Source organism: Flavobacterium hydatis, from assembly GCF_000737695.1.
GTDB classification, from domain to species: domain Bacteria; phylum Bacteroidota; class Bacteroidia; order Flavobacteriales; family Flavobacteriaceae; genus Flavobacterium; species Flavobacterium hydatis.
Genome location: NZ_JPRM01000012.1, coordinates 70,883 through 93,434 on the forward strand (window position 1 = coordinate 70,883; position 22,552 = coordinate 93,434).

Here is a 22,552-nt window from a genome sequence, read left to right on the forward strand (position 1 = left end):
TTTATGCTGTTTCGGTAAGGTTATCTTCCTGAATTAAATAGTTTGCGAGCATTAGTCTGTCTTCGATGTTTAATTTCATACTTGGACATGGCGGAACTCCATCTTTCCATGATTTAGGGCATCGTCCTCCACATAAAGGCAAAATTTTGCAAGATGTACACCAATAGCCGTTTTCTTTATCCTGAATTTCATCATACCATTTTGTATAAGGTCTTTCGGCATATTCTTTAACTTCGCTAAAACTGTCTTTTAAATCTCCTATTAGGTATTCGTCTCCATACATCGGTACGAGAGGAATTTCGGTGCAATTGAAGATTTTTCCGTTTGGATCTATTAATTCATAATTTGGCGTAACTGCAGAGCATACTACATCTTTTGTTTGTGGAATTGAATTAATTTCAAATCCTACTTCATGAAGTTTTAGCAAATAATCGATTTCATTAATCGCATATTCTTCTTTCGTATTTGTTAAATGTGCATCGTTACCCCAGCTATATACAGGAGCTGTATAGAAAATAACTTTGTCTTGTAGATTGTTTTCTGCTAATAGTTCTATTAAAGGAATCACACCTTCTTTATTAGTATCGTCTACGTTGCATCGTATTTTTATATAACATCCATTAATAGGATAGTCTTTTAAATTTGTAATGGATAAAATGTTGTTGAAGATAAGGTCAAACGTAGCTTCTTTAGCTTTTGTATCTCTTCTGGTATCATGAAACTCTTTTATACCATCTAAAGTAATTTCTATGGATGTACAATTAAATTCATGGGCTAATTCTTCATATATGTTGCTTTTAAGAGATAGTCCATTAGTAACAATATGAGATCTATAAATAGCATCATTACTTTTTGAAATCTTTTTAGCAAAAGTATTTACCAGTCTCATTTTATTTAATGCCATTAATGGTTCTCCTCCAAACCAGCTTATGCGGAATTCAGAAAAAGGTTTGCTACTAAATAAATGGGTTAATCTTTTTTCTATCAACTCGACAGTATCGTCTTCCATTTTTTTCTTAGAGTGAACTTGGCCACAATAAGAACAGCCTAACTGGCAATTTCCAGAACTCATTACAGTAACATGCAAATAACCATCTTCTGCCGTAGCGTCTAATTTAGCTTTTTCACAAAATTCGCTTAACTCATTTAAATCTTTAGGAACTATGATCTCAGCGATAATTAAATTATTAATTATATCTAAAGGAATCTGATCAAAGTCCTCTTCTTTTAAAAGGGCAATAATTTTTTGGTCAAGATTATAAGCTTTTGCAGTTTTTGTTCCGAAAACAACACAAACATTTGTATTAGGAATTGGATCCGTAATGATAGTATAATAGGATAATTTATATTTCATGATAAGTTGAATTTAATTTTAGGGGATAAGCAGTGCCTATCCCCTAATTAAGAAATTATTTGCGGACTAGTATTTCTACTTTTGGATTACATCCTGATCCGTTGCATCCTGATCCATTGTTTGCTGGAACAGCACCACCAATAATTTTTCTTAAAGAATCGTTCAATTCAATGATTTCGAAAGATTTAGTCGTAGTTAAGCCTGAAAGCTTATTTTTTAAATTTGAATTTTTCATCTTATTAATGTTTTTCAATTGTTAAATAATTCAAGAGAACGATTCCCTTAAATGGTTAATTAATTTGCTTGCAAGCGGGGATATTTAAACTTCTTTTCTCTTTTCGTTGGCCATTGAAAAAATACTGGGAGAATTAAATCAATTATTATTTTCCGGCTCTGTTTTTTTCATCCTGATTTCCTAAATCACGGCTATTAACAGAGATATCACTATTTCCAAAACTGTATTTTAACGATATTCTAAGGTATCTTTCATCATAATAGTTTTTAGAGATTTGTTTGATTCCATTTGTCACGTATGTATATTGAGGTCTATTACTACTAAATACATCATAGACATTGGCTGAAATTTGCAGTTTTTTATTAAGAGACAATATTTTAATTCCAAAATCAAAAGAAGAATACTCTTTAATAGTGTATATTCCGGAGATACTCGGGTAGAAATAGATGTAGCTTAACTCTGCAAAAAAGGTTTTATTTTTATTTAAAGTAAATGTATTGGTAGTTGTAAAGTTGGCGCCCCAGCCAGAAAATTTAGGCTCAACATAAATAGATTTTGTATTGGTCTCGCTGTAGTACCCTGTTAAATCGGCAAAACAGTTCCACCAGCTTAAGAAATTATACGTTATTGATACATCAAGTCCTAAATCGGTTTGGTCGTAATAATTAAGTCTTAAGAACTTTTGAATTTTCTGCCCGTCTATTTCTTCAAAAGTTGATAGTTGTCCAAAGCCATTTTCTACTTTTGATGCGTAAATACTACTGTTTAAGATATTATTATAGGAATGGGATATCTGAAAGTTATTTGTAAAAGAAGGCTGAAGAAATGGATTCCCTTCGGAATACAGGTTTGAATTATCATACCATCTAAAAGGGTTCATCTCCCAATAAGAAGGTCTTCCAACTCTTCTGCTATAGCTTAAATTAAAAACATTTTTTTCATTAAGTTGGTAGGATAAATAAGCACTCGGGAAAAATTTTGTATAGTTGTTTTTATTCGTTTGGTTTAGAATTTCAGAAGTACCAGTAGTTTGTGTAGCTTCCATTCGCAGTCCGAATTTAGACTCCCATTTTTTACCTAATTTTTTACTAGCCAAAATGTATAAAGCCTGAGTGTTTTCTTTATAGTTAAATATATTATTTTGTAATGGATCTAAAATTGGATCTCCTGAGGTTAAATTATAAAAGGAGGCATCACTATTATTATTTGTAAAACTAATTTTACTACCAAAAGATAAATCAGCAAACCGATAAGGCATATCAAAATCAATCTTAGCAGAATAATTAGTAATGTCTTGATTGCTTAGATTGTTACCAATAAGAGAAGAACTTTGCAAAGGATTATTATTGTAGGAATTGAAGGTTTTATCTTTATCCTCTTTAAAATTAAAATAATCCAGATCTATCGAGAATTTTTTTCCTAAAGAATCAATATTAGTCGTCGAATAAATATTTATAGAGCTATTATTGTTTTTCTTAGTATCATCGTCTATAGTATTAATATCATACAGATAGTTGCTGGAAACAGCTTCATTTATGGTTGTTATATTCGAGTTTGATTTTTTTAATTTACCAAGACCGCCCAAATATTGTACTCCTATATCTGTTTTGTTGGTTAGCTTATAATTTACATTCAGCGAAGCATTAAAAAAAGTAAAAGAAGGTTTGTTTTTATTAATAGAATTCCATGTTTCTGTTGGGTAGAAAAAGGTTAAATCCTCTTTGTCTAATGCGCTTCCTTTTCTATAATTAACATCAAATAACAAATTTAATTTGTCTTTTTTGTATGAAAAATTTCCTCCAAGACTACCTGTCGGATAGGTTTGTTGTAAATAAGTACTACGTAATGTTGTATTCCAACTGTCTTTTAATACTTTTTTTAGCTTAATATTTAAAATTCCACTATTTCCTTGTGCATCATACTTAGCTGGTGGTGTAGAAATAACTTCGATGCTTTTTATATTATCTGAAGGAATTGATTTTAAAAAATTAATCAAGTCTTCTCCAGAAAGCTGTAATAATCGATCATCTATCATTACAGCCATGGCACTTTTGCCAATCATTGCAATAGCATTGTTTTGTACTCTTATTCCAGGAGTAACCTTTAGGGCATCAATGGCATCGCCTCCTATTGCTGAGATAGAATTCTCGATATTAAAAACTAATCTGTCTACTTTTCGAACCATAACCTTTTTTTGGGTCTTTATGACTACTTCATTAAGTTGTTCATTTTTCTCAATTATTTGAATAGATCCAAAATCGATACTATCAATAATCTTTATTTTCTTTTTCCATAAAACAGTACCCATTTGTTTTATTTGTAATAAATAGTCGCCTACTGCTACAAATAGTAAAAAATCACCATTACCATTAGTCATCTCGCTTTTTATTGCCGTTGAATCTTTATCTATCAATAAAACCTCTGCAAACTCGACTGGATTTTTTTTTATATCAATTACTTTTCCTCTTACTTGTACTTGTGCAAACAAAAAAGAACTATAAAACAAGAGAGCGGTAATTAGTATTCTTGTAATTTTAAACATAAAGTTAAATCCTGTTTTTTGTGATTTTCTGCAATCAAAACTAGATGAACAAGTTATTAGATGCAAACTATGCTAGTCTAGATTTATAAATATCGTGTCTTTATTCATAAATTTTAGAACAGAAAAAATGTAATTACTTGATTTTAAGTGTATTTTTGTGAATAGTTCATTATTTATTTTAGTTGTGTTTTAGTAAAAAACAAGAGTATAATCTAAAATAAATGATTAATTTCGGTATTTTAGTTATTAATATTCTTACTTTGTTGTTGATATATCAAAATTTATAGATGGATTTTTCCTTTTTTTCTTCTTTCATAATACGTACACCTGCTTATTCGATTGATTTTTATAAAAATCTTACAAAAGGGCTTTCAATTGACGTAGATACTATAAAGGAATTACTGGAAGATTCTCATATAAATGAAGCATTATATTTGGCATCACCAGAATTATATTCGGAGATTTTAAAATTTTGCAATCGAGAAGATTATCCTATTTATAAAAGTGAGAAAGTTAAGTTCTCGATATTAAAATACCTTATACGAATGTCTACTCGGTGTACTCCTTTTGGACTTTTTGCTGCGTGTGGTTCAGGGACACTTACTGATACTACAAAAATACATCTCTATGATGATTTTACCGATAGTACTCTTGTAGATAAGAAAAGTCTCTTCTATAGAAAAACACGTTTAGATATGCAGTTTGTAGCTAGTTTTTATAACAATTTAGCAGCAGATCTGGCAATTCAGAATCAATTACTTTTTTATCCTAATAGTACACTTTATCAATTAGGAGATTTTTACAGATATGTAGAATATACCTTAGAAAATAACAAACGTAAGTATTCTCTTGAGGCATTAAGGCGAACTGATTATTTAGATTTAATCGTAGAAAAAGCCAATGTTGGAATAGGTAAGGACGAGCTGGCATCATATTTAATAACTGAAGACATTAGCAAAAATGAAGCTTTAGAATTTATTGAAGAATTAATTTTTAATCAAATTTTAATTTCAGAATTAGAGCCTAAATTGACAGGAAGTTCTTCAGTAATTAAATTGAAAGGTAAAGCCAAAAAAGAAAGTGAAAGCGCAACTAAGGTTGAAACTTTGACGAATAAAATAGAGAATCAGTTATTAAAAATCGACAAAAAATTAGGGAACGATGTATTGTATTATGAAGGCATAATAGAAAACTTATCGAAGACAAAAGTCTCATTTGATAAAAAATATTTATTTCAAACTGATTTATTTATTGATTCTAATGGTTTCCAATTAGACAAGAAATATACGACTGAGGTATCTAAGGCAATAAAATTTTTAAATAAAATTTCTGAAAAGCCTAAAAACACACCATTAGAAAATTTTAAAAAGGCCTTTGTTGAAAGATATGAATATGAAATGATTCCGTTGGTAAAAGCTTTAGATATTGAAACGGGAATAGGGTATTTGCAAAATAACAATTTCGATTCAACCCCGCTATTAGATAGTATTGGAATAAAGCAAAAAATAAATAACGATAATCAACATATAAGTTTAAATAAGGTAGATAAAATCATTTATAATAAATTACAAAATGCTCTACTAAATAATGAAACTAGTATTGCTTTAGATTATTCTGATTTTAAAAATGAAGATTTCTCAACTGAAAATATGCCAAATACATTTTCATGTGTTTTTGAAATCATCGAAGAGCAAGAAAAAGAATGGATTGCAATTCAGAGTATTGGCGGTTCTAGTGCAGCAAATTTATTAGCTCGATTTTGTTATGGAAATCAAGGGGTAAATAATTTTGCAAGTGAAATTACAGCATTTGAATCGGAACGTTTTGATAATAAAATCATTGCCGAAATAATTCATTTGCCAGAATCCAGAACAGGCAATATATTAAGAAGACCAAGTTTTAGAGCTTACGAAATACCGTATTTAGGGCAATCTAATTTACAAGTCACAAACCAAATAAACATTGAAGATTTAATGTTATTTGTAAAAAAGGGAAGATTGATTTTGTGGAGTAAAAAGCATGATAAAGAGGTGATTGCAAGATTAACTAATGCTCATAATTATTCGTACAATGCACTACCAATTTATCAATTTTTATGCGATATGCAATTTGAAAATTGTAAATCAGCAATAGGATTTAATACTAAATTTGAGAAGCTTTTTGATTATTTACCAAGAGTAACTGTTGGGAGTTGTATTATATCTAAAGCTAAATGGATTTTTAATAAAAATAAATCCCCGGATTTTTTTAAAATATTGAATGATAAAACAAATTTTAATCCTGGTTTATTCCGTTCTGCTATTCTTTCTTCGAATATAAAAAAGCATCAATACTTATCATTGATTGATGGAGACAATACATTAGTAATTAATCTTGAGAACGATACTTGTATTGAAATGCTAGTTGAAACAATTAAAAATAAAACACAATTTATTTTAGAAGAATTTTTATTTCCTTCCAGCAAAGTGGTTAAAGGAAAAATGGACTGTTATGCAAATCAATTTATTGTTGGTATAAAAAACAATGCTTAAGTAATATGCATATGCAAAAAGTAAAGAGAACTTTTATTCTGGGCGAAGAATGGTTGTATTACAAAATTTATTGCGGGAATTATTCGGCAGATCGCGTTCTAACTGAAAGCATCTTGCCAATTGTAGATGAATTGATTCGAGAAAAAATCATTCTTCAATGGTTTTTTGTACGATATAATGATCCTAATAATCATTTAAGATTGCGTTTTAAGATGCGTGATGTAAATGATATCTCAAAAGTGATAAAACTAATGCAGTTTCATTTTAGCGGATTGATTGATGATGATTTAGTGATCGATGTTGTAACGGCAACTTATAAACGAGAAATGGAGCGTTATGGGGAAACAACTATAGAGTTAGTTGAAAAATTATATTATTATCACAGCAAAAAAACAGTAAGTTTAATTAGTAATACCACTCCTAAAGATGATGAGATTGCCAGAGTATTTGCTTCACTACAAATGATTAATGATTTGTTAGAAAATTTTAATATTCCTCTTAATAATCGAATTAGTTTTGTGGAGTCTATACAACAAGCTTATAAAAAAGAACAACAAATCGATAAAGAAAATAATAAGAAATTAGATTTTTTGTATCGAACTTATAGAAATGAAATCGTGTTATTTTTACAAGAAAAACAAGAACCTGTTTATTTAGAAGGATTAATAGATATGGTAAAAATAACCCCAAAAGAAATCGATATAATAAAAGAAATAATAAATAGGAAATCATCTCCAATTTCAGAAGATTTTATTTCATCACTTATTCACATGAATATCAATCGTGTTTTTAGATCAAAACAAAGGCATTATGAAATGTTATGTTATGATTTTATGAATAGATTTTATAAAAATATTGCAGCAAGAATATGAAGTACTTTATCTTAATTGTTTTACTATTATTTACAACAGCACTTTTTTCTCAAAAAAAAGAAACTTTTGTTATTCCAGATTCTCTTAAAGGAACATCTTTTAAAGAATTAGAAAAACGTTTTGAAGATTATTTTATAAGCAAAAAAACGAAAGCGCTTTATGCGGATGTGTATTATAAAAAATCAAAACAACAAAAGGATAAAATAATCCAGGCAAATGGATTATATATGGCCGCCATGAGCACTACAAATGATGCAGTTGCATTGCAATATGCAGACACAATTATTGCATTAACTAAAAAAAGCAATGATTTTAATTATCCTGCTAAAGGATATATATTGAAGAGTAATTTTTTGATGAAAAAAATGGATCTTAAAGCTTCATTGACCAATATCTTAGAAGCAGAAAAGTATTCTTTGCGAAAAGGAAATATTGAGCAAAACTTATTGGTAAATCAACAAATAGCATTAATTAAAATTGAGCTCGGAAAATCAAAAGAAGCCTTACCTCTTATAATAAAAAATTATAATCATTTTAAGTCTAAAAATATTCACTCGATTAATTATGTATACACAACTTGGGTCTTAGCTGATATTTATATTCGCTTAAAAAAAATAGATACAGCGCTTTATTATATTAAAGATTTACAAAAACAAATAAACTCGGATAATCGCTTTTATAAATATTTGATTATGTACGAAGGGATTTGCTATAACTACAAAAAGGAATTCTTAAAGAGCGCCGTTTTATTAGACAAAGCTATTATAATACTAACCCCAACTAGTGATAAATTAAATTTAGCAATTAGCTATTATTATAGAGGTAAAAATATTTTACAAAATGAAAAGGATATAGATAAAGCTATATATAATTTTGAAACAGCAGATTCTATATTAGTTAAGAGCGGTTTGAATACCATAGATTTACGTAATAACTGCATCCAGTTAATTGAAATATACAAAAAATTAAAAAATAACGAAAAACAGCTGTATTATTTGAATCGCTTACTCGAAATAGATTCTTATATAAGTAAAAATGATATTATTTTAGGAGAGCAGATTAACAAAAATTATGATACACCTCATTTATTATTGCAAAAGGAAAATGTGATTTTAAAAATAAATCAGGAAAAACGAATTTATATTGGTATTGGTTTCATTGTTCTTATAGGACTTGGATTTTCTCTTTTTTATTTATTAAAAACTAAAAAAGAAAAACAACTTTATGAAAATAGACTTAATGAATTACTACATATTCATAATGAAGAAAATAAAAAGAACGAAATAGACAAGTCTGCTTTAGAAACTGTTATTGAACCAAATGAAAATAATCAAAAAACAATTGTTCTGCCAAAAGAGAAAGCAAATGAAATTTTAGGAAAAATTGCTGAATTTGAAAAAAATAAAGGCTATTTAGAACCAAATATCAATCTGGCAGATTTTGCAAAAAGATTAGAAACCAATAGTACATACTTATCTAAAACTATTAACCAATACAAGAACAAAAATTTCAGTCAATACATTAATGATCTAAGGATAGAGGATACTATTACGAGATTAAGAGAAGATAAAAAATTTAGAAATTATTCCATAAAAGCTATCGCCGAGGAGGTAGGTTTTAGTAATTCTGAATCTTTCTCGAAAGCCTTTTTTAAGAAAACAGGATATCAGCCATCCTATTTTATAAAAAATACAGAGCAATAATTTAGCATGATTTTTTATGTCTTTAAAATGTTGACAAACTATTTTAATAGTAAAGATTTTCCGCACCCGCATAAATAAGGTTTCCTATAGAGTAAGTATCTATGTACCACAATATATATATTGTAGTAAGCAGCTTGTAGAATTTTATGGGCGAAATTTATAAATTCCGACTACAAGAGTTTTTAACTGATTACAGGAGGTAGTATATTCACTTAAAAAAAATAACCTTATACCTAAATCTATGAAAAAACAAGAAGTTAAAACGGTCAAAAAATTATCTTTAGATAAATTTAAAGTAGCTGAATTCAAAAACATGAAGACAATTATTGGAGGGGAAAGCGAAGAGGATAAAATAAAAATTACACCTCCAACAAATTCAGGTCAACACGGATAGAATCTAAAAAAAACGAGTAGTATTGATATGTTTATATTATTAAAAATGAAGTTATTATAAAGGTTAAATTGTCTGATTGTTAATTCCATAAAAAAACCTGTAAACATTGTTTACAGGTTTTTTTGTTTCTTCAATCATTAAAGTAATAATTCAATTTTTTATTTAAGCCGTGCCTTCTGCTATTCCTTTAAGAGACGAGATAGAAGGTAATAAGAAGTAAGCTGTTCCTCTAGTAACTACAAATTGCGGCAGAGGACCAGGGATTATAATTTTTGATCCATCAGGCATTGGTATAGTAAAATTTGGGTCAATATTACTTTGCGCAGGCACGATGCGATTGGCAATCATTGGGTCTTGCGGAGTATTATCGGCAGGAGGAAAAACAGGGCTAAAATTATTCAGGTTAATCCATCCATAAATAGTTTCGAACTGACTACTTAAATCACCACAAAGAAACAAACCTATAAGACCCCGATCAGCTTTTGGATCAACTGCTATTGGAGCTCCGTAAGCCATTCCGCGTCTTAAAATACGGGGTACAAGCGATGAGCCTGCAACCTCAACACCTTCGTCTCGCGGATTTGAAACTCTTGTATGTGCAGAAAATGGACATTTGGTACCTTTCATGTCATCATTGGCTTTATACATAAAATCGGTACTTTTAGAGGTATCGTGTTCAGGTTTATCTGGCGAAAGTACCAATGGAGAACCATTACGCCAGCGACCACATAATTTTGCAGCAAGCCACTCAACAGTATATTCCTTAGACTGATTTATTTTTGGAGCAACTATTTCTGCCTGTTCTTCTAAAAAAGTATTAAATGTTTCTGTATCCTGATGAAGGATTCTAAATGCATTATAACAACCATTTTTGGCAAACTTAGCTTCAGGACCAGAAAGCGGACCTGGTATAGGATTTGGGAGCGTACTGTAACCTATAAGAAAATTGTTAAGATCTTGTTCGTCTTTTCCTGCAGGGTTATCATTAAGGTCGGGATTGTCTATAGAATCTCTGTATCTAAAATGTACATAATCATCTGGGATTAGCGGATATTGTTCTAATCTGCCTGATTTTGGCTGATTAAATCCTCCTTTATTTGGCAGAAGAGGTTTTAATTCAGTAACAGCTTCATTACTTTTTTTGGCTGCAGCCGTTATAATTTCAGCGATTTTATCTAGTGCGCCTGGGTTCATAGCATAAGCGTGTACAACACAATGAATTTCTTCATTTTTAATGTTATTAAACCACCAGTTTTTGGGCGCTCCAGCGTCATAATCACCTAGGGATTGTTGAGCGTTATTTTTGTCCCAAGGACCTTTTTTAAATGTTGCAGAGAAACTTGAAGCAAGAACATTTAGTTCGGGGTTAGTAATCGCAATTCCATTAGCAGTAAGGCCAATGTTAAGCATGTATTCAGGTTTTAAAGGCCCCCAATCTTCGGCATTCTGGAGATAGGGGAGTAAATCTTTAAAAAAACCTCTGATATACTCAATTAATAATGAATCTTTACTGAATTTAAATAACATATGTACAGAACAAGGATGGGTATAACCTCTTATAATAAGGCCTTGTATATCTTGTAAATCAGGTTTAGCTACATTTGGGAGTTGTATGGTAGACATATAATTAAAATTTAAATTATAAAAAAACAGTTGGACTTGATAGCCCAACTGAGATTGTTTTGTTTTTCTGTTATTTTCTTACAGTTAAGAAAATTTGGCAACAATCTGTTTTACCGATTGAGGATAAGCATAATAAAGATCTTCAGATTGGCTAAGATTACTTTCATTAATGAAATTTGAGAAAATAGTATAAGTTAGTTTCGTAGGATCAGTAGGAAAGTCAGCTGGTTTGTTTACCCATAATTGGATAATAGCAATAAAAGCAGTTTTGATAGTGTCGGAATTATTGTAAAAAGCTTCTAGATATGAGTTCATATTACCATCGAATTCGGTAATAACTAATATTCCTGCTATACCAGATCCGTTAGTATTAGGTACAAGAGCAATTCTGGCATAATGTACAATTGCCATTTTATCTAGAGACGCTTTTGTTATCGGATTGTTGAAAGCCTGATATATTGCTAGTGCTTGAGCTTGTGCGTCTGTCGTTTGATAGATAGGCACATACATTGTTAATGGATTTACGGGTTGCATAATAAGATATTGTTTAATGTTTGCCTACTCTTTGATTCCGTTTTCGGCGACGCGGGGATATTGATTTCATAGATATATGTATGCGGAAGAAAATGGTAGAATAATCAAGTAAAGTAAGTCTAAGAATTACAATGGGTTAAGCGTATAAATACTTGTTTTTAAAATATTTATATTGAGTATTAATACTTAGGAATATTTACAGAAAAGAGGATTGCATTTACCTGAATTGTTAGATAGTCTTTTTAGCTTAGTGAATAAGAGGAGTGTTATTATCTAAAAAGAATGATGTTTTGTAGTATTGAAAACAATTCTAAAACCTTAATTCGATCACTTTGAAAATAAAGATGAGGTTTTAGTAATTCCACAAAAAAAATCCTGTAAACATTGTTTACAGGATTTTTTTGTTTTTCAAACTGTTGTGAGTAATGTGTCGGGTTTTATTATTGAGAGTATATCGAATATTATTCTTTTATCTTCATATTAAACCAATAGGCAAACGTAATCGATACGAGTATTAAGCTACTGTAACCTCAACTGCGTTTTTACCCTTTTTTCCGTCAACTACTTCGAATTGAACAGAGTCACTTTCTCTAATTTGTTCTTTTAAACCTGATGCATGAACAAAAATGTCTTGTCCTGTACCTTCTTCTGTAATGAATCCAAATCCTTTTGCTTCATTGTAAAATTTTACTACTCCTGTTTTCATAATTTATATTAATTTTATTAGTAAATGTACTCTAAAAAAATATTTAACTAACTGATAGTTAGTTTTTATTTTAAAAAAGAATTTTATATATTTTAACGTTTAGTTAAGAATTATGTCAGATATCGAGTTTTTGCTTTATTTTTTAGTTACAAACCAAAATTCTAACCTAGGTTGTTGCAGAATTCTTTTTCCTGTCAAAAAAAGAAAAAGATATAGTAGACAGCTCTTAAAAAATAAAACCACTCGATAAGAGTGGTTTTTGATGTTATAAGAGATATGTTTAAACTATTTTTAGCTAGTTTGGTCATCTGTAGTTGCAGATGGAGCATTGTTTTTTACCGATTCAATTCCGTTTTCTCTTGCTGCTACGCTTTCGTACATTTCGCTAGTTCCGATGATTTGCCCATTACTAGCTTTTAGATTAAAATAAGGTTTGCCATTTTTAGCTGTTTCTCTTGCAAATTTTGAATCGTCTTGCGAATTAGTTTTTACCGATTCGATTCCGTTTAAACAACCTGCTTTTGCCGAATATCCTTCGCTTGCAAGAATCGTTTGTCCGTTACCAGCTTTTAAGTTAAATTGAAACTCTCCGTTAGTTCTTTTTGTTATTACAAATTTTCCCATTCTCAATATGGTTTAAGGTTAAAAATAGTTTGTTTTATTTCATAAAAATACAAAAGAAAATTATTCCAAAGATTATGGGAAACAGTAAAATGTTGAATTTTTTATGAAAGGGCAAAAAAAACGAGAACCTAATTTTAAAATTAGATTCTCGTTTATATAATACGATGATAATTTTTTTAGAATTTAAAACCTAAACTGATATTCGAAACAGCCGTTTTAGCATTTAAACCAGATGCATCAATATCTGTAACTCCAGCTAAATATCTATAATCTAGAGTAAATTTCCATAAATCGACACCAACACCACCAAGGAAGCTATTGTTGTTTTTTACAATGTCGATGTAGTTTAAGTCATTATTGGCATCTATATTAGAATAGTTTTTCCAGTTGTAACCACCAAAAATCCTTACGTTTCCTAGTTTTCCTAAAGGAATAATTTTAAAACCTACAATAAGAGTAGCTTCAGTTCCTGATAATTTATAGTCGGTATTAGCAATTCCGGTTTCAGAAACTGTAAATTTAGATTGTGCATATCCAAATTCTGCTTGTCCATAAAACATTAATAAATTAACTCTTGCAAATCCTCCAAAACCCATTGAAGTTCCTGAACTATCAGAGCTATAATCATCTGTTAGGATAGAAGTTATGTTAGAAGAAACTATAGGTCCAAATTGTACTAATTGGGCAAAACTGTTTGCACTGATACATAATAGCGTGATTAAAAAGAACTTTTTCATACGTGTGAATTGTTAGAGTAATTAATATTTAGACATTAAAATTAATTATTATAAACTGAAATCGAAAGATATATCTTATTTATTTTTTATGGATTTTTTAAGAATGGATTTTGTATTTAATTGAAAAATAGAATGATGCAGTTTTTATTGAAGAGGATTATAAACTAAAAAACACGAATATCTTTGATGTTTAATATAGGTGAATTCTGTAAAATTTTATAAAAGCTTTGTGAGCCAAACTTGGTTCTCTTGTAATAATAAATTCTAAATTTGGATTCTTATCCAATTAAAGAATAGCAATTATGATAATCAAGGAGATTCCAGCTTCGGAAACTTGGGAAATCAGGCATAAAGTGATGTGGCCAGATATGCCTTTTGAATTTGTACAATTAAAAGAAGATGATCTAGGAATACATTTTGGATTGTATAATGAATCTGAACTTGTTGCTATTGTTTCATGTTTTGAAGATAATGAGGAAATGCAATTCAGAAAACTGGCAACATTAACAGCACAACAAGGACAAGGTTTTGCAACAATGCTCTTAGAGTATATATTACAACGTGCTAAAAACAATGGTATAAAACGAGTTTGGTGCAATGCAAGAGTAAACAAAAAGTCTTTTTACGAAAAGTTTGGTTTAGTCGATACTCAAATTACTTTTTTAAAGTCAGGGCAGGAGTTTACTATAATGAAAATACGATTTTAAAATCAGATTTAATTCTTATTAAAAATGACTTTATATAGTTCATATATAGTTATTTAATTAAATGTAGACTCTGTTTGGGTTTATTAAAGCTTACCTTTCTGTGAGTTATAAATTTTTATTAATAAATTATCCTGTAAACTTCACTAAAAAAACTATTTTTGGTTTCTGTATAAATTAAGATTGAAATGCATAAAAATCAGCACATAATATTATTTTTTTTAATTTTTTTATTTTCAGGGTGGAGTATAACTGCTCAGAAAAAAGATCTGCATCCTAAAAACGAATTTAGAGGAGTTTGGATCGCAACTGTTGTTAATATAGACTGGCCTAAAAGTAGAGTAGATAATGCTGAAAAACAAAAAGCTGATTATCTTGAAATATTAGATACTTATAAAAAACTTAATTTTAATGCAGTAATTGTACAAGTACGTAGTGTTGGTGATGCTATTTACCCAACAAAGCTAGCGCCTTGGTCTCGTTACTTAACAGGAAAAGAAGGTCAGGAACCAAAACCATATTACGATGTTCTGGCTTGGATGATAGAACAAGCGCACGAAAGAGGATTTGAGTTTCATGCCTGGATGAACCCATATAGAGCAACATTCGACTTAAAAAAAGATAGTTTATACACAAATCACGACGCAATAACACATCCAGAATGGATGATAGAATATGGAGGAAAATTATATTATGATCCAGCTTTGCCCGAAGTACAAAGACATTTAACAACGATTGTAGAAGAGGTTGTAGAGAATTATGATATAGATGCAATTCATTTTGATGATTATTTTTATCCTTACGCCGTACCAGGAAAACAATTTAACGATACAGCCTCATATAAAAAATATGGTAATGGACTTAGTCTACCCGATTGGCGTAGAGCAAATGTGAGCAGTTTTGTTCAGACCATATCAACTACAATAAAAAGCTGCAAACCTTGGGTACAATTTGGGATTAGTCCTTTTGGAGTTTGGCGTAATAAATCTAAAGATCCAAAGGGTTCAGATACACAATCGACATCTAATTATGATGATTTATATGCAGATCCTATCTTATGGATGGACCAAAAATGGATTGATTATATCTTGCCGCAACTGTATTGGAGTATGAATAATACAAGAGCTAATTATTCTAAATTAGTAAAATGGTGGTCAGAAAATTCTAATAATACAGCTATTTATATCGGGCATAGTCCGTATAAAATTAGAGCTGATAGTGATAAAAGTTGGAACCTTCCATCAGAAATCCCAAATCAGGTAGATTATGCCAGAAGTTTTAAGAACGTAACCGGAAGTGCTTATTTTAGTGCCAAACTGCTTATTAATAAAAACCAGGACGTAGTACGCCTTTTAGCGGAGAATCAATACAAATATCCAGCAATTCCGTTAGCAGTTCCTAATCTTAGAAAGGTTGTGGCAGATGTTCCTACGGTAAGCGAGTTTGTAAAAGATAGTGTTAATTATTCGTTTAAAGTTAAATACCCGCTAAATACCAAAGTACGTTACATTGTAGTTTATGGAGCCGAAAGTGAAGCAAAACTTGATATAAATGATGCTACGCAAATTATCGATAAACTAACAGTTCATGAAATAGATGGTTCTATTTATTTTGTCCTTTCAGAAAGAACGATGAAGAAATTTAAGGCATGTGCAATCACATTTATCGATTACTACGCAAACGAAAGTACTCCAACTATTATAGATTTAAAAAAAGGATTTAAAATAAACGTAGCTGAAATAACAGATGAAAACAGAAAATAATAAACCTTGGTTTTGGATTCCATTCTTGAATTTTGCATCTGGATTACCTTATGCGGTAATTATTTCGGTTTCGGTACTTATGTACAAAAACTTAGGAATTACAAATGAAGATATTGGTGTTTATACCAGTTTATTATATCTACCTTGGGTAATTAAGCCATTGTGGAGCCCGTTTATAGAACTAAACGGAACCAAAAGAAAATGGTTTTTGTCGATGCAATTAATTATATCAATTGCGTTTTTAATTGTCGGATTTACAATTCCGCTAAATAATTTCTTCATAATGACCTTGGCTATATTTTGGGTTGCGGCTTTTGCCTCAGCATCAAATGATATTGCAAGCGATGGATTTTATTTATTGGTTTTACCTAAAGACCAACAATCTTTTTTTCTCGGAATCCGAAGTACATTCTACAGACTTTCGATGTTGGCAGGGAACGGATTAATAGTGCTTTTGGCAGGTTATCTGGAACATAAATACGGAGATAATCGCAAAGCATGGTCATATACAATGATTTTTGTCGGGTTATTAATGACGTTTATAACTACTTACAACTATTTTTCAACACCGAGAACAGAGGTTAATGCAGCAGGAACAGCAAAAGAAATTGCAGATCAAAGTTTTGCATCTGTTTTTGCAAGTTTCTTTAAGAAAAAACAAATTCTTTTAGCGCTAGCTTTTATCCTATTATTCAGATTAGGAGAATCTCAATTAATGAAAATGCTAACCCCATTTTTAGTAGATCCAATAAGATATGAATTAGTCGAAACAAGTTCGGATGAAAATCAGAGTAAAGCTTTAGCAATTTACAATTCAAAAATCAAGACAGGAGAAAAATTATCAGATGAAGAACTGAAACTCCTGTATGCTAAATTACCAATTCAGGTAGAGAAAAGAAACTCGAAAAACCTATTACAAGAGGTAGAAAATAAAGATGCAAAAGAATATAAAAGTCTAAATAAACCTAGAATAGATTTTGTAAATCAACTTGTTGATACAAAAGGAAACAACAAAATAATTGAAAAAGGCGGAATGGGATTAGACACCGAAGATATCGGTCTGATTTACGGAACCTTCGGATTAATTGCATTAATGCTTGGCGGAGTTTTAGGCGGAATTGCTATTTCTAGACATGGACTTACTAAATGGATGCTTCCTATGATCCTAACAATGCATTTACCTATTATAGGTTTTATATTGTTGGCTTATTTTCATCCATCATCTATTTATTATATCTACGCAGTTGTAATTATAGAACAGTTTGGTTACGGTTTTGGGTTTGCGGCTTTTATGATGTATTTAATTTATGTGGCCGAGGGAGAATCAAAAACTTCACATTATGCTATTGCAACAGGATTTATGGCATTAGGAATGATGTTGCCAGGAATGGTAAGTGGGTATATTCAGGAATATTTAGGATACGGAAACTTCTTTATTTGGGTATTTTTGGCCACAATTCCGGGAGTAATACTTTCACGATTTTTATTCTTTCCAAAAGATTTTGGTAAGAAGATAGAATAAGATTTAATTAGAATATAACATCCATGGAAATCAATGAAAACATACAGGTTGAACGCAACCTGAAAGCAATTGAATTTGAAAAAGCAGGAGAGATTGAAAAAGCAATTGCGTTATACGAAGAGAATAGCAATGAAGGTTTTAAAGGAAATCACTCTTATGATAGATTGGCAACCATTTATAAAAACCAGAATGATATAGATAATGAAATTCGGATATTAGAAAAAGCCATTCTAATTTACGAAGAAATTACACTTGAAGATAGACTAGAAGGAATGCCAAAACTTTTTAGGTTTAAAAACAGACTCGAAAAAGCATTGCAAACCAAAGCACTACTTGCAAAGCAGAAGAAAAAGAAGCTTTAATAGAATAGAAAATTATTATTATAAAAATTAATCATATAAGCAATATAAGTAAATGTAAGCTTAGCCAATCGGCATAAAACTTAATTGGACTTACATTACTTATATGGTTAAAAATAATTGTATGTTTTAGTACTATCTCAAACAGAAAATGTAACTATAACATGTTAGAAATTTTATCATCATGATTACATTAAAGAGAACAACATCAGACAATATCGATTTTACAAATCTGGTTTATTTATTAGATCAGGATTTAAAAATTAGAGACGGAGAAGATCATGATTTTTATAATCAGTTTAATAAAACCGATAAGATAAAACATGTAGTTGTGTATTATGAAGATGGAGTAGCGGCAGGTTGTGGTGCTTTTAGGAGATATGATGATCAAACTGTCGAGATAAAAAGAATGTTTGTACATCCTGATTACCGCAAAAAAGGAATTGCATATAGAATTCTAGCCGAATTAGAACTTTGGGCTTCAGAAATAGAATACAAACAAACCATTTTAGAAACTGGCATAAACCAACCAGAAGCTATATCTCTATACAAAAAAGCAGAATATTCAATAATACCCAATTATCCTCCGTATGACGTTATGGATAATAGTGTATGCATGAAAAAAACAATTAACTAATGAGCAAAATACCACAAACATTGCAACAAAAAGTAGGACAGTTTTTCTTTCCTGCAGTTTTTATAAATGATACCGAAGAAAATATTCAGGAAACCGAACGATTAATTCGAGAATATAATATTGGCGGACTTACATTTTTTCATAGTCGTGCCAGTGCCGCAACTAATTACGAAGGCAATAAAAAAATCGTTTTTAACGATGATAGCTATAAACAATTAAAAGAAAGAATAGAGCGTTTCCAGAAATGTGCTCCAACGCCACTTTTAATAAGTATCGATGCCGAATGGGGATTGGCAATGCGTGTCGAGAAAACACCACAATATCCTTATGCAATTACCCTTGGAGCCTTGCCAGAAAGCCAATCGGATTTGGTTTACGAAGTAGGAAAACAAATAGGGCAAGACCTTAAATCGGCAGGGATACAGTATAATTTATCACCTCTGGCAGATATAAATAATAATCCCGATAATCCAGTTATTGGGTATCGATCGTTTGGAGAAAACAAAGAAAAAGTTTCCCATTTTGCATTAGAATATCTAAGAGGAATGTCAGATGTTGGAGTTTTAGGATGCTTAAAACATTTTCCCGGACACGGAAACACCAATGTAGATTCTCATTTAGGATTACCAGTTTTAAAAGAAACATTAGAAGAATTATTAGAAAACGAATTATATCCATTTATAAAAGGAATCGAGCATAATGTCGATTCAATTATGATAGGACATCTTGCCGTTCCGGCTTTAAACTCAGGAAAAGATACTTCAGCAACATTATCAAAACCTATTATCGAAACCCTGTTGCGAGAACAATTAGGGTATGATGGTTTAGTGATTTCAGATGCATTAAATATGCACAGCGTATCAAAATTATACGATGTAAAAGGACAACTAGAATGGGAAGCATTTAATGCAGGAAACGATGTGTTGTGTTTTGCAGAGAATGTACCCGAAGGAATTCAGGCAATTCTAGAAAACGCATCGCCAGAACGCATAGAAGAAAGTTTTAACAGAATCTGGAAATGCAAAGAAAAAGCAGGAATCCTAAATCAGGCAGAAGCAGGATCAGGAATTCTGGATTTTGAGAAAACAGCTTTATTAAACGAAAAAATAGCGCAAAACAGTATCACAAAAATTATAGATAATTCTAATACCGAAACTGTTTTTAAAGCACATAAAAATAATACACTTGCCAAGTTAAGCTTATACAAAAGTGTCGATAATGATTTCTTTAAAACATTAAATACACAATTAGCAAGCCCAGAATTTGCAATCGAAGCAGGAAGTATTACAATTTCTTCAGTCGAAGAAGATTTAGAGCCATACGATACAATTATTATATCCTTGTTTGTACCAAAAGCAAAACCACTAAACAACTTCGATATCGAAGAACAGGTTTTAGCACTTTTAGGAAAATTATTGAAAACCAAAAAATGTGTACTGTACGTTTTCGGAAATCCTTATGTTTTACCAATAATTCCGAATACAAAACAAGCTTTAGGACTTATCGAAGTATATCAGGATTTTATTACGTTTCAAAAAAATGCAGGAATTCAACTTTTAGAAAATTCTAATTGTATCGGAAAATTACCTGTAAATATTGAACTTCAATAATTTAGAAAAACAAATCTTTTGGATATAGTTTAAATTTATTAATAGATAAATATTTATAATCGCATCCTATTGTTTCCGGGAGGGTTTATATACTATTTTTGCATCAAATAAATAATTAATTTAAAAACGAAAGATATGTCTTTAGTAGGAAAAAAATTCCCAAGTATTGCAATTGATGCCATCTCAGAAATGGGAGATAATTTAAAAATCAATGTTTTTGAAGAAGCAGTAAACAATAACAAAAAAGTACTTTTGTTTTGGTACCCAAAAGATTTCACTTTTGTATGTCCAACAGAATTACACGCTTTTCAAGCTGCATTACCAGAATTTGAAAAAAGAAATACAATCGTAATCGGAGCTTCATGTGATACAAACGAAGTACACTTCGCTTGGTTAAACACTCCAAAAAACAATGGTGGAATCGAAGGAGTAACTTACCCAATCTTAGCAGATACAAACCGTAACTTAGCTAACATTTTAGGTATCCTAGATATCGAATCTACAAGCTACAGCGAAGAAACAGATTCAGTTATCATCGAAGGTTCAAACGTAACTTACAGAGCTACTTACCTAATTGATGAAACAGGAAAAATCTTCCACGAAAGTGTAAACGATATGCCATTAGGTCGTAACGTAAACGAATACTTACGTATGGTAGATGCTTACACACATATCCAAGAAAAAGGAGAAGTTTGTCCTGCAAACTGGGAAGCTGGAAAAGAAGCAATGAGCGCAGATAGATTAAGTACAGCTGAGTACTTAAGCGCAAACTAATTTTAAAAAAGTTTCTAAGATATAAAGATGCTAAGGTTCTAAGATTTACTCTTAAAACCTTAGTAACTTAGAATCTTCGTGCCGTAAATTATTCAAAAGAGACTGAGAAAAAGAAGCTAAAAAACTTAGCAACTTAGAACCTCAGTAGCTTAGAACCTCAAAAAATAAAAAGAAATGTTAATCGAATTAAATGAAGATACTTTAGCAGATTTAGTTGCTAAAAATGAGAAAGTTGTCGTGCAATATTCGGCTTCTTGGTGTGGAAATTGCCGCATAATGAAACCAAAATTCAAAAAATTAGCTACAGAAAATGATGCATTAACTTTTGTATTGGTAGATGCTGAAAATTCACCAGAATCAAGAAAATTAGCTAATGTGAGTAACTTGCCAACATTTGCAACATTTGTAAATGGTAAATTGGTAAACGAAACACAAACCAACAAACAAGAAGTGTTAATCGAGTTAGTAAACGAGATTCTTTAAAGTTTTTTTAGTTTAATGTTTAAAGTTGACGAACTTAACAGTTAAACTTCATCGAGCAATTTTTACTCGCAAACTTTGAACCTTAAACTTTTTAAAACCTTAAACTTTAAACAATAAAAAAATGAAATTACCAGTAATAAAACAATTAACGCAGTTTATAGAAGAAAACGATCAGGATTATATCATCGAAACTATTGAGGTTTTGGAAGCAATGACCGAAATACCATCTTTAAAAGATGAAGAATTAGATGTAATCGGCGAATTGATTTCTAATATGTACGGAGCATTAGAAGTACATAAAATGGTAGTTCAGGGAACCGATAAAAAAGAAGCATTAAATACGTTTATGAAACGTGTTTTAGGATCAATCGATAAATAATTATTAAGCTTAAAAGGTTAAAAAAAATAATTATTATTAAAAACGCATTCTTAACGGGGTGCGTTTTTTTATTGGTTATAATTAAGCTTTGGGCGAGCCACCATTAAGAAAAGGGGCAAATTAAGCATGTCTATATGCGCCCCTTTCCTTAATGCTGTCGGGCTGTTTGCGCTACTTCGGTAGCCAGCGACCATCCCTTTCGCGGAAGAAAGAGAATAGAATAAAGAGAATAGAATAAAGAGAGTAAAGGCTATATGTAAAATAGAGTATATACTATTAAATGAAATTTTGACAAACGTATCTTTGCGCACAGGTAGAGGCGCACCGCAGTGCGTCTCCGTAATCTTAATCCATAATCAAAATCTACAAAGTTTCGGCGCAACCTTTGTCAAAGTTCAAAACTTTGACAAAGGTATCATCATGCACAGGTAGAGGCACACAGTTAGAGACGCACCGCAGTGCGTCT

General features: G+C 30.7%; 21 protein-coding genes. 13 read left to right on the plus strand and 8 right to left on the minus strand.

All coding sequences use genetic code 11. From position 1 onward, the window contains the following. Position 1 precedes the first annotated feature (1 nt). The 3 genes from IW20_RS09100 to IW20_RS09110 all read right to left on the minus strand — a co-directional run bounded on the left by IW20_RS09100 (position 2) and on the right by IW20_RS09110 (position 4,131). Positions 2 to 1,354 carry a radical SAM/SPASM domain-containing protein gene (locus IW20_RS09100; RefSeq protein ID WP_035621132.1) on the minus strand — a complete coding sequence of 451 codons (1,353 nt, stop codon included), beginning with the start codon at positions 1,352 to 1,354 and terminating at the stop codon, positions 2 to 4. Positions 1,355 to 1,409: 55 nt separating this feature from the next. Beyond that, on the minus strand, positions 1,410 to 1,589 hold the full coding sequence (locus IW20_RS09105) for a hypothetical protein (RefSeq protein ID WP_035621134.1): 180 nt from the start codon (positions 1,587 to 1,589) through the stop codon (positions 1,410 to 1,412). 145 nt (positions 1,590 to 1,734) lie between these two features. Then, on the minus strand, positions 1,735 to 4,131 hold the full coding sequence (locus IW20_RS09110; RefSeq protein WP_035621136.1) for a TonB-dependent receptor: 2,397 nt from the start codon (positions 4,129 to 4,131) through the stop codon (positions 1,735 to 1,737). Positions 4,132 to 4,418: 287 nt separating this feature from the next. Between IW20_RS09110 and IW20_RS09115 the strand changes: the two genes are divergently transcribed. From IW20_RS09115 to IW20_RS26220, 4 genes are all read left to right on the plus strand, one after another. Further along, the gene (locus IW20_RS09115; RefSeq protein WP_035621138.1) at positions 4,419 to 6,662 is read left to right on the plus strand and encodes a lantibiotic dehydratase family protein; all 2,244 of its coding nucleotides are present in this window, start codon (positions 4,419 to 4,421) and stop codon (positions 6,660 to 6,662) included. A gap of 11 nt (positions 6,663 to 6,673) precedes the next feature. Next, positions 6,674 to 7,534, plus strand: coding sequence for a thiopeptide-type bacteriocin biosynthesis protein (locus tag IW20_RS09120; RefSeq protein WP_165571420.1), 861 nt, complete (start codon positions 6,674 to 6,676; stop codon positions 7,532 to 7,534). Beyond that, a complete protein-coding gene (locus IW20_RS09125) occupies positions 7,531 to 9,237 on the plus strand; it encodes a helix-turn-helix domain-containing protein (protein WP_035621142.1) in 1,707 nt (568 codons plus the stop codon). The genes IW20_RS09120 and IW20_RS09125 overlap by 4 nt, the downstream gene beginning before the upstream one ends. Before the next feature lie 241 nt (positions 9,238 to 9,478). After that, a complete protein-coding gene (locus tag IW20_RS26220; RefSeq protein ID WP_165571421.1) occupies positions 9,479 to 9,631 on the plus strand; it encodes a hypothetical protein in 153 nt (50 codons plus the stop codon). Between the two features lie 162 nt (positions 9,632 to 9,793). Here IW20_RS26220 and IW20_RS09130 read toward each other — a convergent pair whose 3' ends face one another. The 5 genes from IW20_RS09130 to IW20_RS09150 all read right to left on the minus strand — a co-directional run bounded on the left by IW20_RS09130 (position 9,794) and on the right by IW20_RS09150 (position 13,855). Beyond that, a complete protein-coding gene (locus tag IW20_RS09130; protein WP_035621144.1) occupies positions 9,794 to 11,254 on the minus strand; it encodes a Dyp-type peroxidase in 1,461 nt (486 codons plus the stop codon). 84 nt (positions 11,255 to 11,338) lie between these two features. Then, the gene (locus IW20_RS09135; protein WP_035621146.1) at positions 11,339 to 11,788 is read right to left on the minus strand and encodes a hypothetical protein; all 450 of its coding nucleotides are present in this window, start codon (positions 11,786 to 11,788) and stop codon (positions 11,339 to 11,341) included. A gap of 514 nt (positions 11,789 to 12,302) precedes the next feature. Beyond that, positions 12,303 to 12,494, minus strand: a complete 192-nt coding sequence (locus tag IW20_RS09140) for a cold-shock protein (RefSeq protein WP_035621148.1) — start codon at positions 12,492 to 12,494, stop codon at positions 12,303 to 12,305. A gap of 291 nt (positions 12,495 to 12,785) precedes the next feature. Beyond that, positions 12,786 to 13,118, minus strand: a complete 333-nt coding sequence (locus IW20_RS09145; RefSeq protein WP_035621150.1) for a YegP family protein — start codon at positions 13,116 to 13,118, stop codon at positions 12,786 to 12,788. A gap of 176 nt (positions 13,119 to 13,294) precedes the next feature. After that, positions 13,295 to 13,855 (minus strand): porin family protein, encoded by a 561-nt coding sequence (locus IW20_RS09150; RefSeq protein WP_035621153.1) that lies wholly within the window; start codon positions 13,853 to 13,855, stop codon positions 13,295 to 13,297. A 302-nt stretch (positions 13,856 to 14,157) separates the two neighbouring features. Between IW20_RS09150 and IW20_RS09155 the strand changes: the two genes are divergently transcribed. From IW20_RS09155 to IW20_RS09195, 9 genes are all read left to right on the plus strand, one after another. Then, positions 14,158 to 14,562, plus strand: coding sequence for a GNAT family N-acetyltransferase (locus IW20_RS09155; RefSeq protein WP_035621155.1), 405 nt, complete (start codon positions 14,158 to 14,160; stop codon positions 14,560 to 14,562). Positions 14,563 to 14,747: 185 nt separating this feature from the next. Then, positions 14,748 to 16,322 carry a glycoside hydrolase family 10 protein gene (locus IW20_RS09160; protein WP_035621157.1) on the plus strand — a complete coding sequence of 525 codons (1,575 nt, stop codon included), beginning with the start codon at positions 14,748 to 14,750 and terminating at the stop codon, positions 16,320 to 16,322. Then, a complete protein-coding gene (locus tag IW20_RS09165) occupies positions 16,306 to 17,844 on the plus strand; it encodes an MFS transporter (protein WP_035621158.1) in 1,539 nt (512 codons plus the stop codon). The genes IW20_RS09160 and IW20_RS09165 overlap by 17 nt, the downstream gene beginning before the upstream one ends. Positions 17,845 to 17,867: 23 nt before the next feature. Next, a complete protein-coding gene (locus IW20_RS09170; protein ID WP_035621159.1) occupies positions 17,868 to 18,206 on the plus strand; it encodes a hypothetical protein in 339 nt (112 codons plus the stop codon). A gap of 181 nt (positions 18,207 to 18,387) precedes the next feature. Then, positions 18,388 to 18,840, plus strand: a complete 453-nt coding sequence (locus IW20_RS09175; RefSeq protein WP_035621160.1) for a GNAT family N-acetyltransferase — start codon at positions 18,388 to 18,390, stop codon at positions 18,838 to 18,840. After that, positions 18,840 to 20,450, plus strand: a complete 1,611-nt coding sequence (locus IW20_RS09180) for a glycoside hydrolase family 3 protein (RefSeq protein ID WP_035621161.1) — start codon at positions 18,840 to 18,842, stop codon at positions 20,448 to 20,450. The genes IW20_RS09175 and IW20_RS09180 overlap by 1 nt, the downstream gene beginning before the upstream one ends. A gap of 135 nt (positions 20,451 to 20,585) precedes the next feature. Further along, complete coding sequence (locus IW20_RS09185; RefSeq protein WP_035621162.1) at positions 20,586 to 21,224, plus strand: peroxiredoxin; 639 nt, start codon at positions 20,586 to 20,588, stop codon at positions 21,222 to 21,224. 174 nt (positions 21,225 to 21,398) lie between these two features. Beyond that, positions 21,399 to 21,707, plus strand: a complete 309-nt coding sequence (locus IW20_RS09190; RefSeq protein ID WP_035621164.1) for a thioredoxin family protein — start codon at positions 21,399 to 21,401, stop codon at positions 21,705 to 21,707. Positions 21,708 to 21,828: 121 nt separating this feature from the next. Further along, the gene (locus tag IW20_RS09195) at positions 21,829 to 22,086 is read left to right on the plus strand and encodes a DUF6952 family protein (protein WP_035621165.1); all 258 of its coding nucleotides are present in this window, start codon (positions 21,829 to 21,831) and stop codon (positions 22,084 to 22,086) included. The last annotated feature ends 466 nt before the right edge of the window (positions 22,087 to 22,552 follow it).

Bases quoted from the DNA above. Each gene is read 5' to 3' on its own strand.
- IW20_RS09150 (WP_035621153.1), bottom strand. From the start codon at position 13,855: ATGAAAAAGTTCTTTTTAATCACGCTATTATGTATCAGTGCAAACAGT.
- IW20_RS09175 (WP_035621160.1), top strand. From the start codon at position 18,388: ATGATTACATTAAAGAGAACAACATCAGACAATATCGATTTTACAAAT.
- IW20_RS09120 (WP_165571420.1), top strand. From the start codon at position 6,674: ATGCAAAAAGTAAAGAGAACTTTTATTCTGGGCGAAGAATGGTTGTAT.
- IW20_RS09180 (WP_035621161.1), top strand. From the start codon at position 18,840: ATGAGCAAAATACCACAAACATTGCAACAAAAAGTAGGACAGTTTTTC.
- IW20_RS09140 (WP_035621148.1), bottom strand. From the start codon at position 12,494: ATGAAAACAGGAGTAGTAAAATTTTACAATGAAGCAAAAGGATTTGGA.
- IW20_RS09130 (WP_035621144.1), bottom strand. From the start codon at position 11,254: ATGTCTACCATACAACTCCCAAATGTAGCTAAACCTGATTTACAAGAT.
- IW20_RS09170 (WP_035621159.1), top strand. From the start codon at position 17,868: ATGGAAATCAATGAAAACATACAGGTTGAACGCAACCTGAAAGCAATT.
- IW20_RS09100 (WP_035621132.1), bottom strand. From the start codon at position 1,354: ATGAAATATAAATTATCCTATTATACTATCATTACGGATCCAATTCCT.
- IW20_RS09155 (WP_035621155.1), top strand. From the start codon at position 14,158: ATGATAATCAAGGAGATTCCAGCTTCGGAAACTTGGGAAATCAGGCAT.
- IW20_RS09115 (WP_035621138.1), top strand. From the start codon at position 4,419: ATGGATTTTTCCTTTTTTTCTTCTTTCATAATACGTACACCTGCTTAT.
- IW20_RS09110 (WP_035621136.1), bottom strand. From the start codon at position 4,131: ATGTTTAAAATTACAAGAATACTAATTACCGCTCTCTTGTTTTATAGT.
- IW20_RS09165 (WP_035621158.1), top strand. From the start codon at position 16,306: ATGAAAACAGAAAATAATAAACCTTGGTTTTGGATTCCATTCTTGAAT.
- IW20_RS09190 (WP_035621164.1), top strand. From the start codon at position 21,399: ATGTTAATCGAATTAAATGAAGATACTTTAGCAGATTTAGTTGCTAAA.
- IW20_RS09195 (WP_035621165.1), top strand. From the start codon at position 21,829: ATGAAATTACCAGTAATAAAACAATTAACGCAGTTTATAGAAGAAAAC.
- IW20_RS09125 (WP_035621142.1), top strand. From the start codon at position 7,531: ATGAAGTACTTTATCTTAATTGTTTTACTATTATTTACAACAGCACTT.
- IW20_RS09145 (WP_035621150.1), bottom strand. From the start codon at position 13,118: ATGGGAAAATTTGTAATAACAAAAAGAACTAACGGAGAGTTTCAATTT.
- IW20_RS09135 (WP_035621146.1), bottom strand. From the start codon at position 11,788: ATGCAACCCGTAAATCCATTAACAATGTATGTGCCTATCTATCAAACG.
- IW20_RS09160 (WP_035621157.1), top strand. From the start codon at position 14,748: ATGCATAAAAATCAGCACATAATATTATTTTTTTTAATTTTTTTATTT.
- IW20_RS09105 (WP_035621134.1), bottom strand. From the start codon at position 1,589: ATGAAAAATTCAAATTTAAAAAATAAGCTTTCAGGCTTAACTACGACT.
- IW20_RS09185 (WP_035621162.1), top strand. From the start codon at position 20,586: ATGTCTTTAGTAGGAAAAAAATTCCCAAGTATTGCAATTGATGCCATC.
- IW20_RS26220 (WP_165571421.1), top strand. From the start codon at position 9,479: ATGAAAAAACAAGAAGTTAAAACGGTCAAAAAATTATCTTTAGATAAA.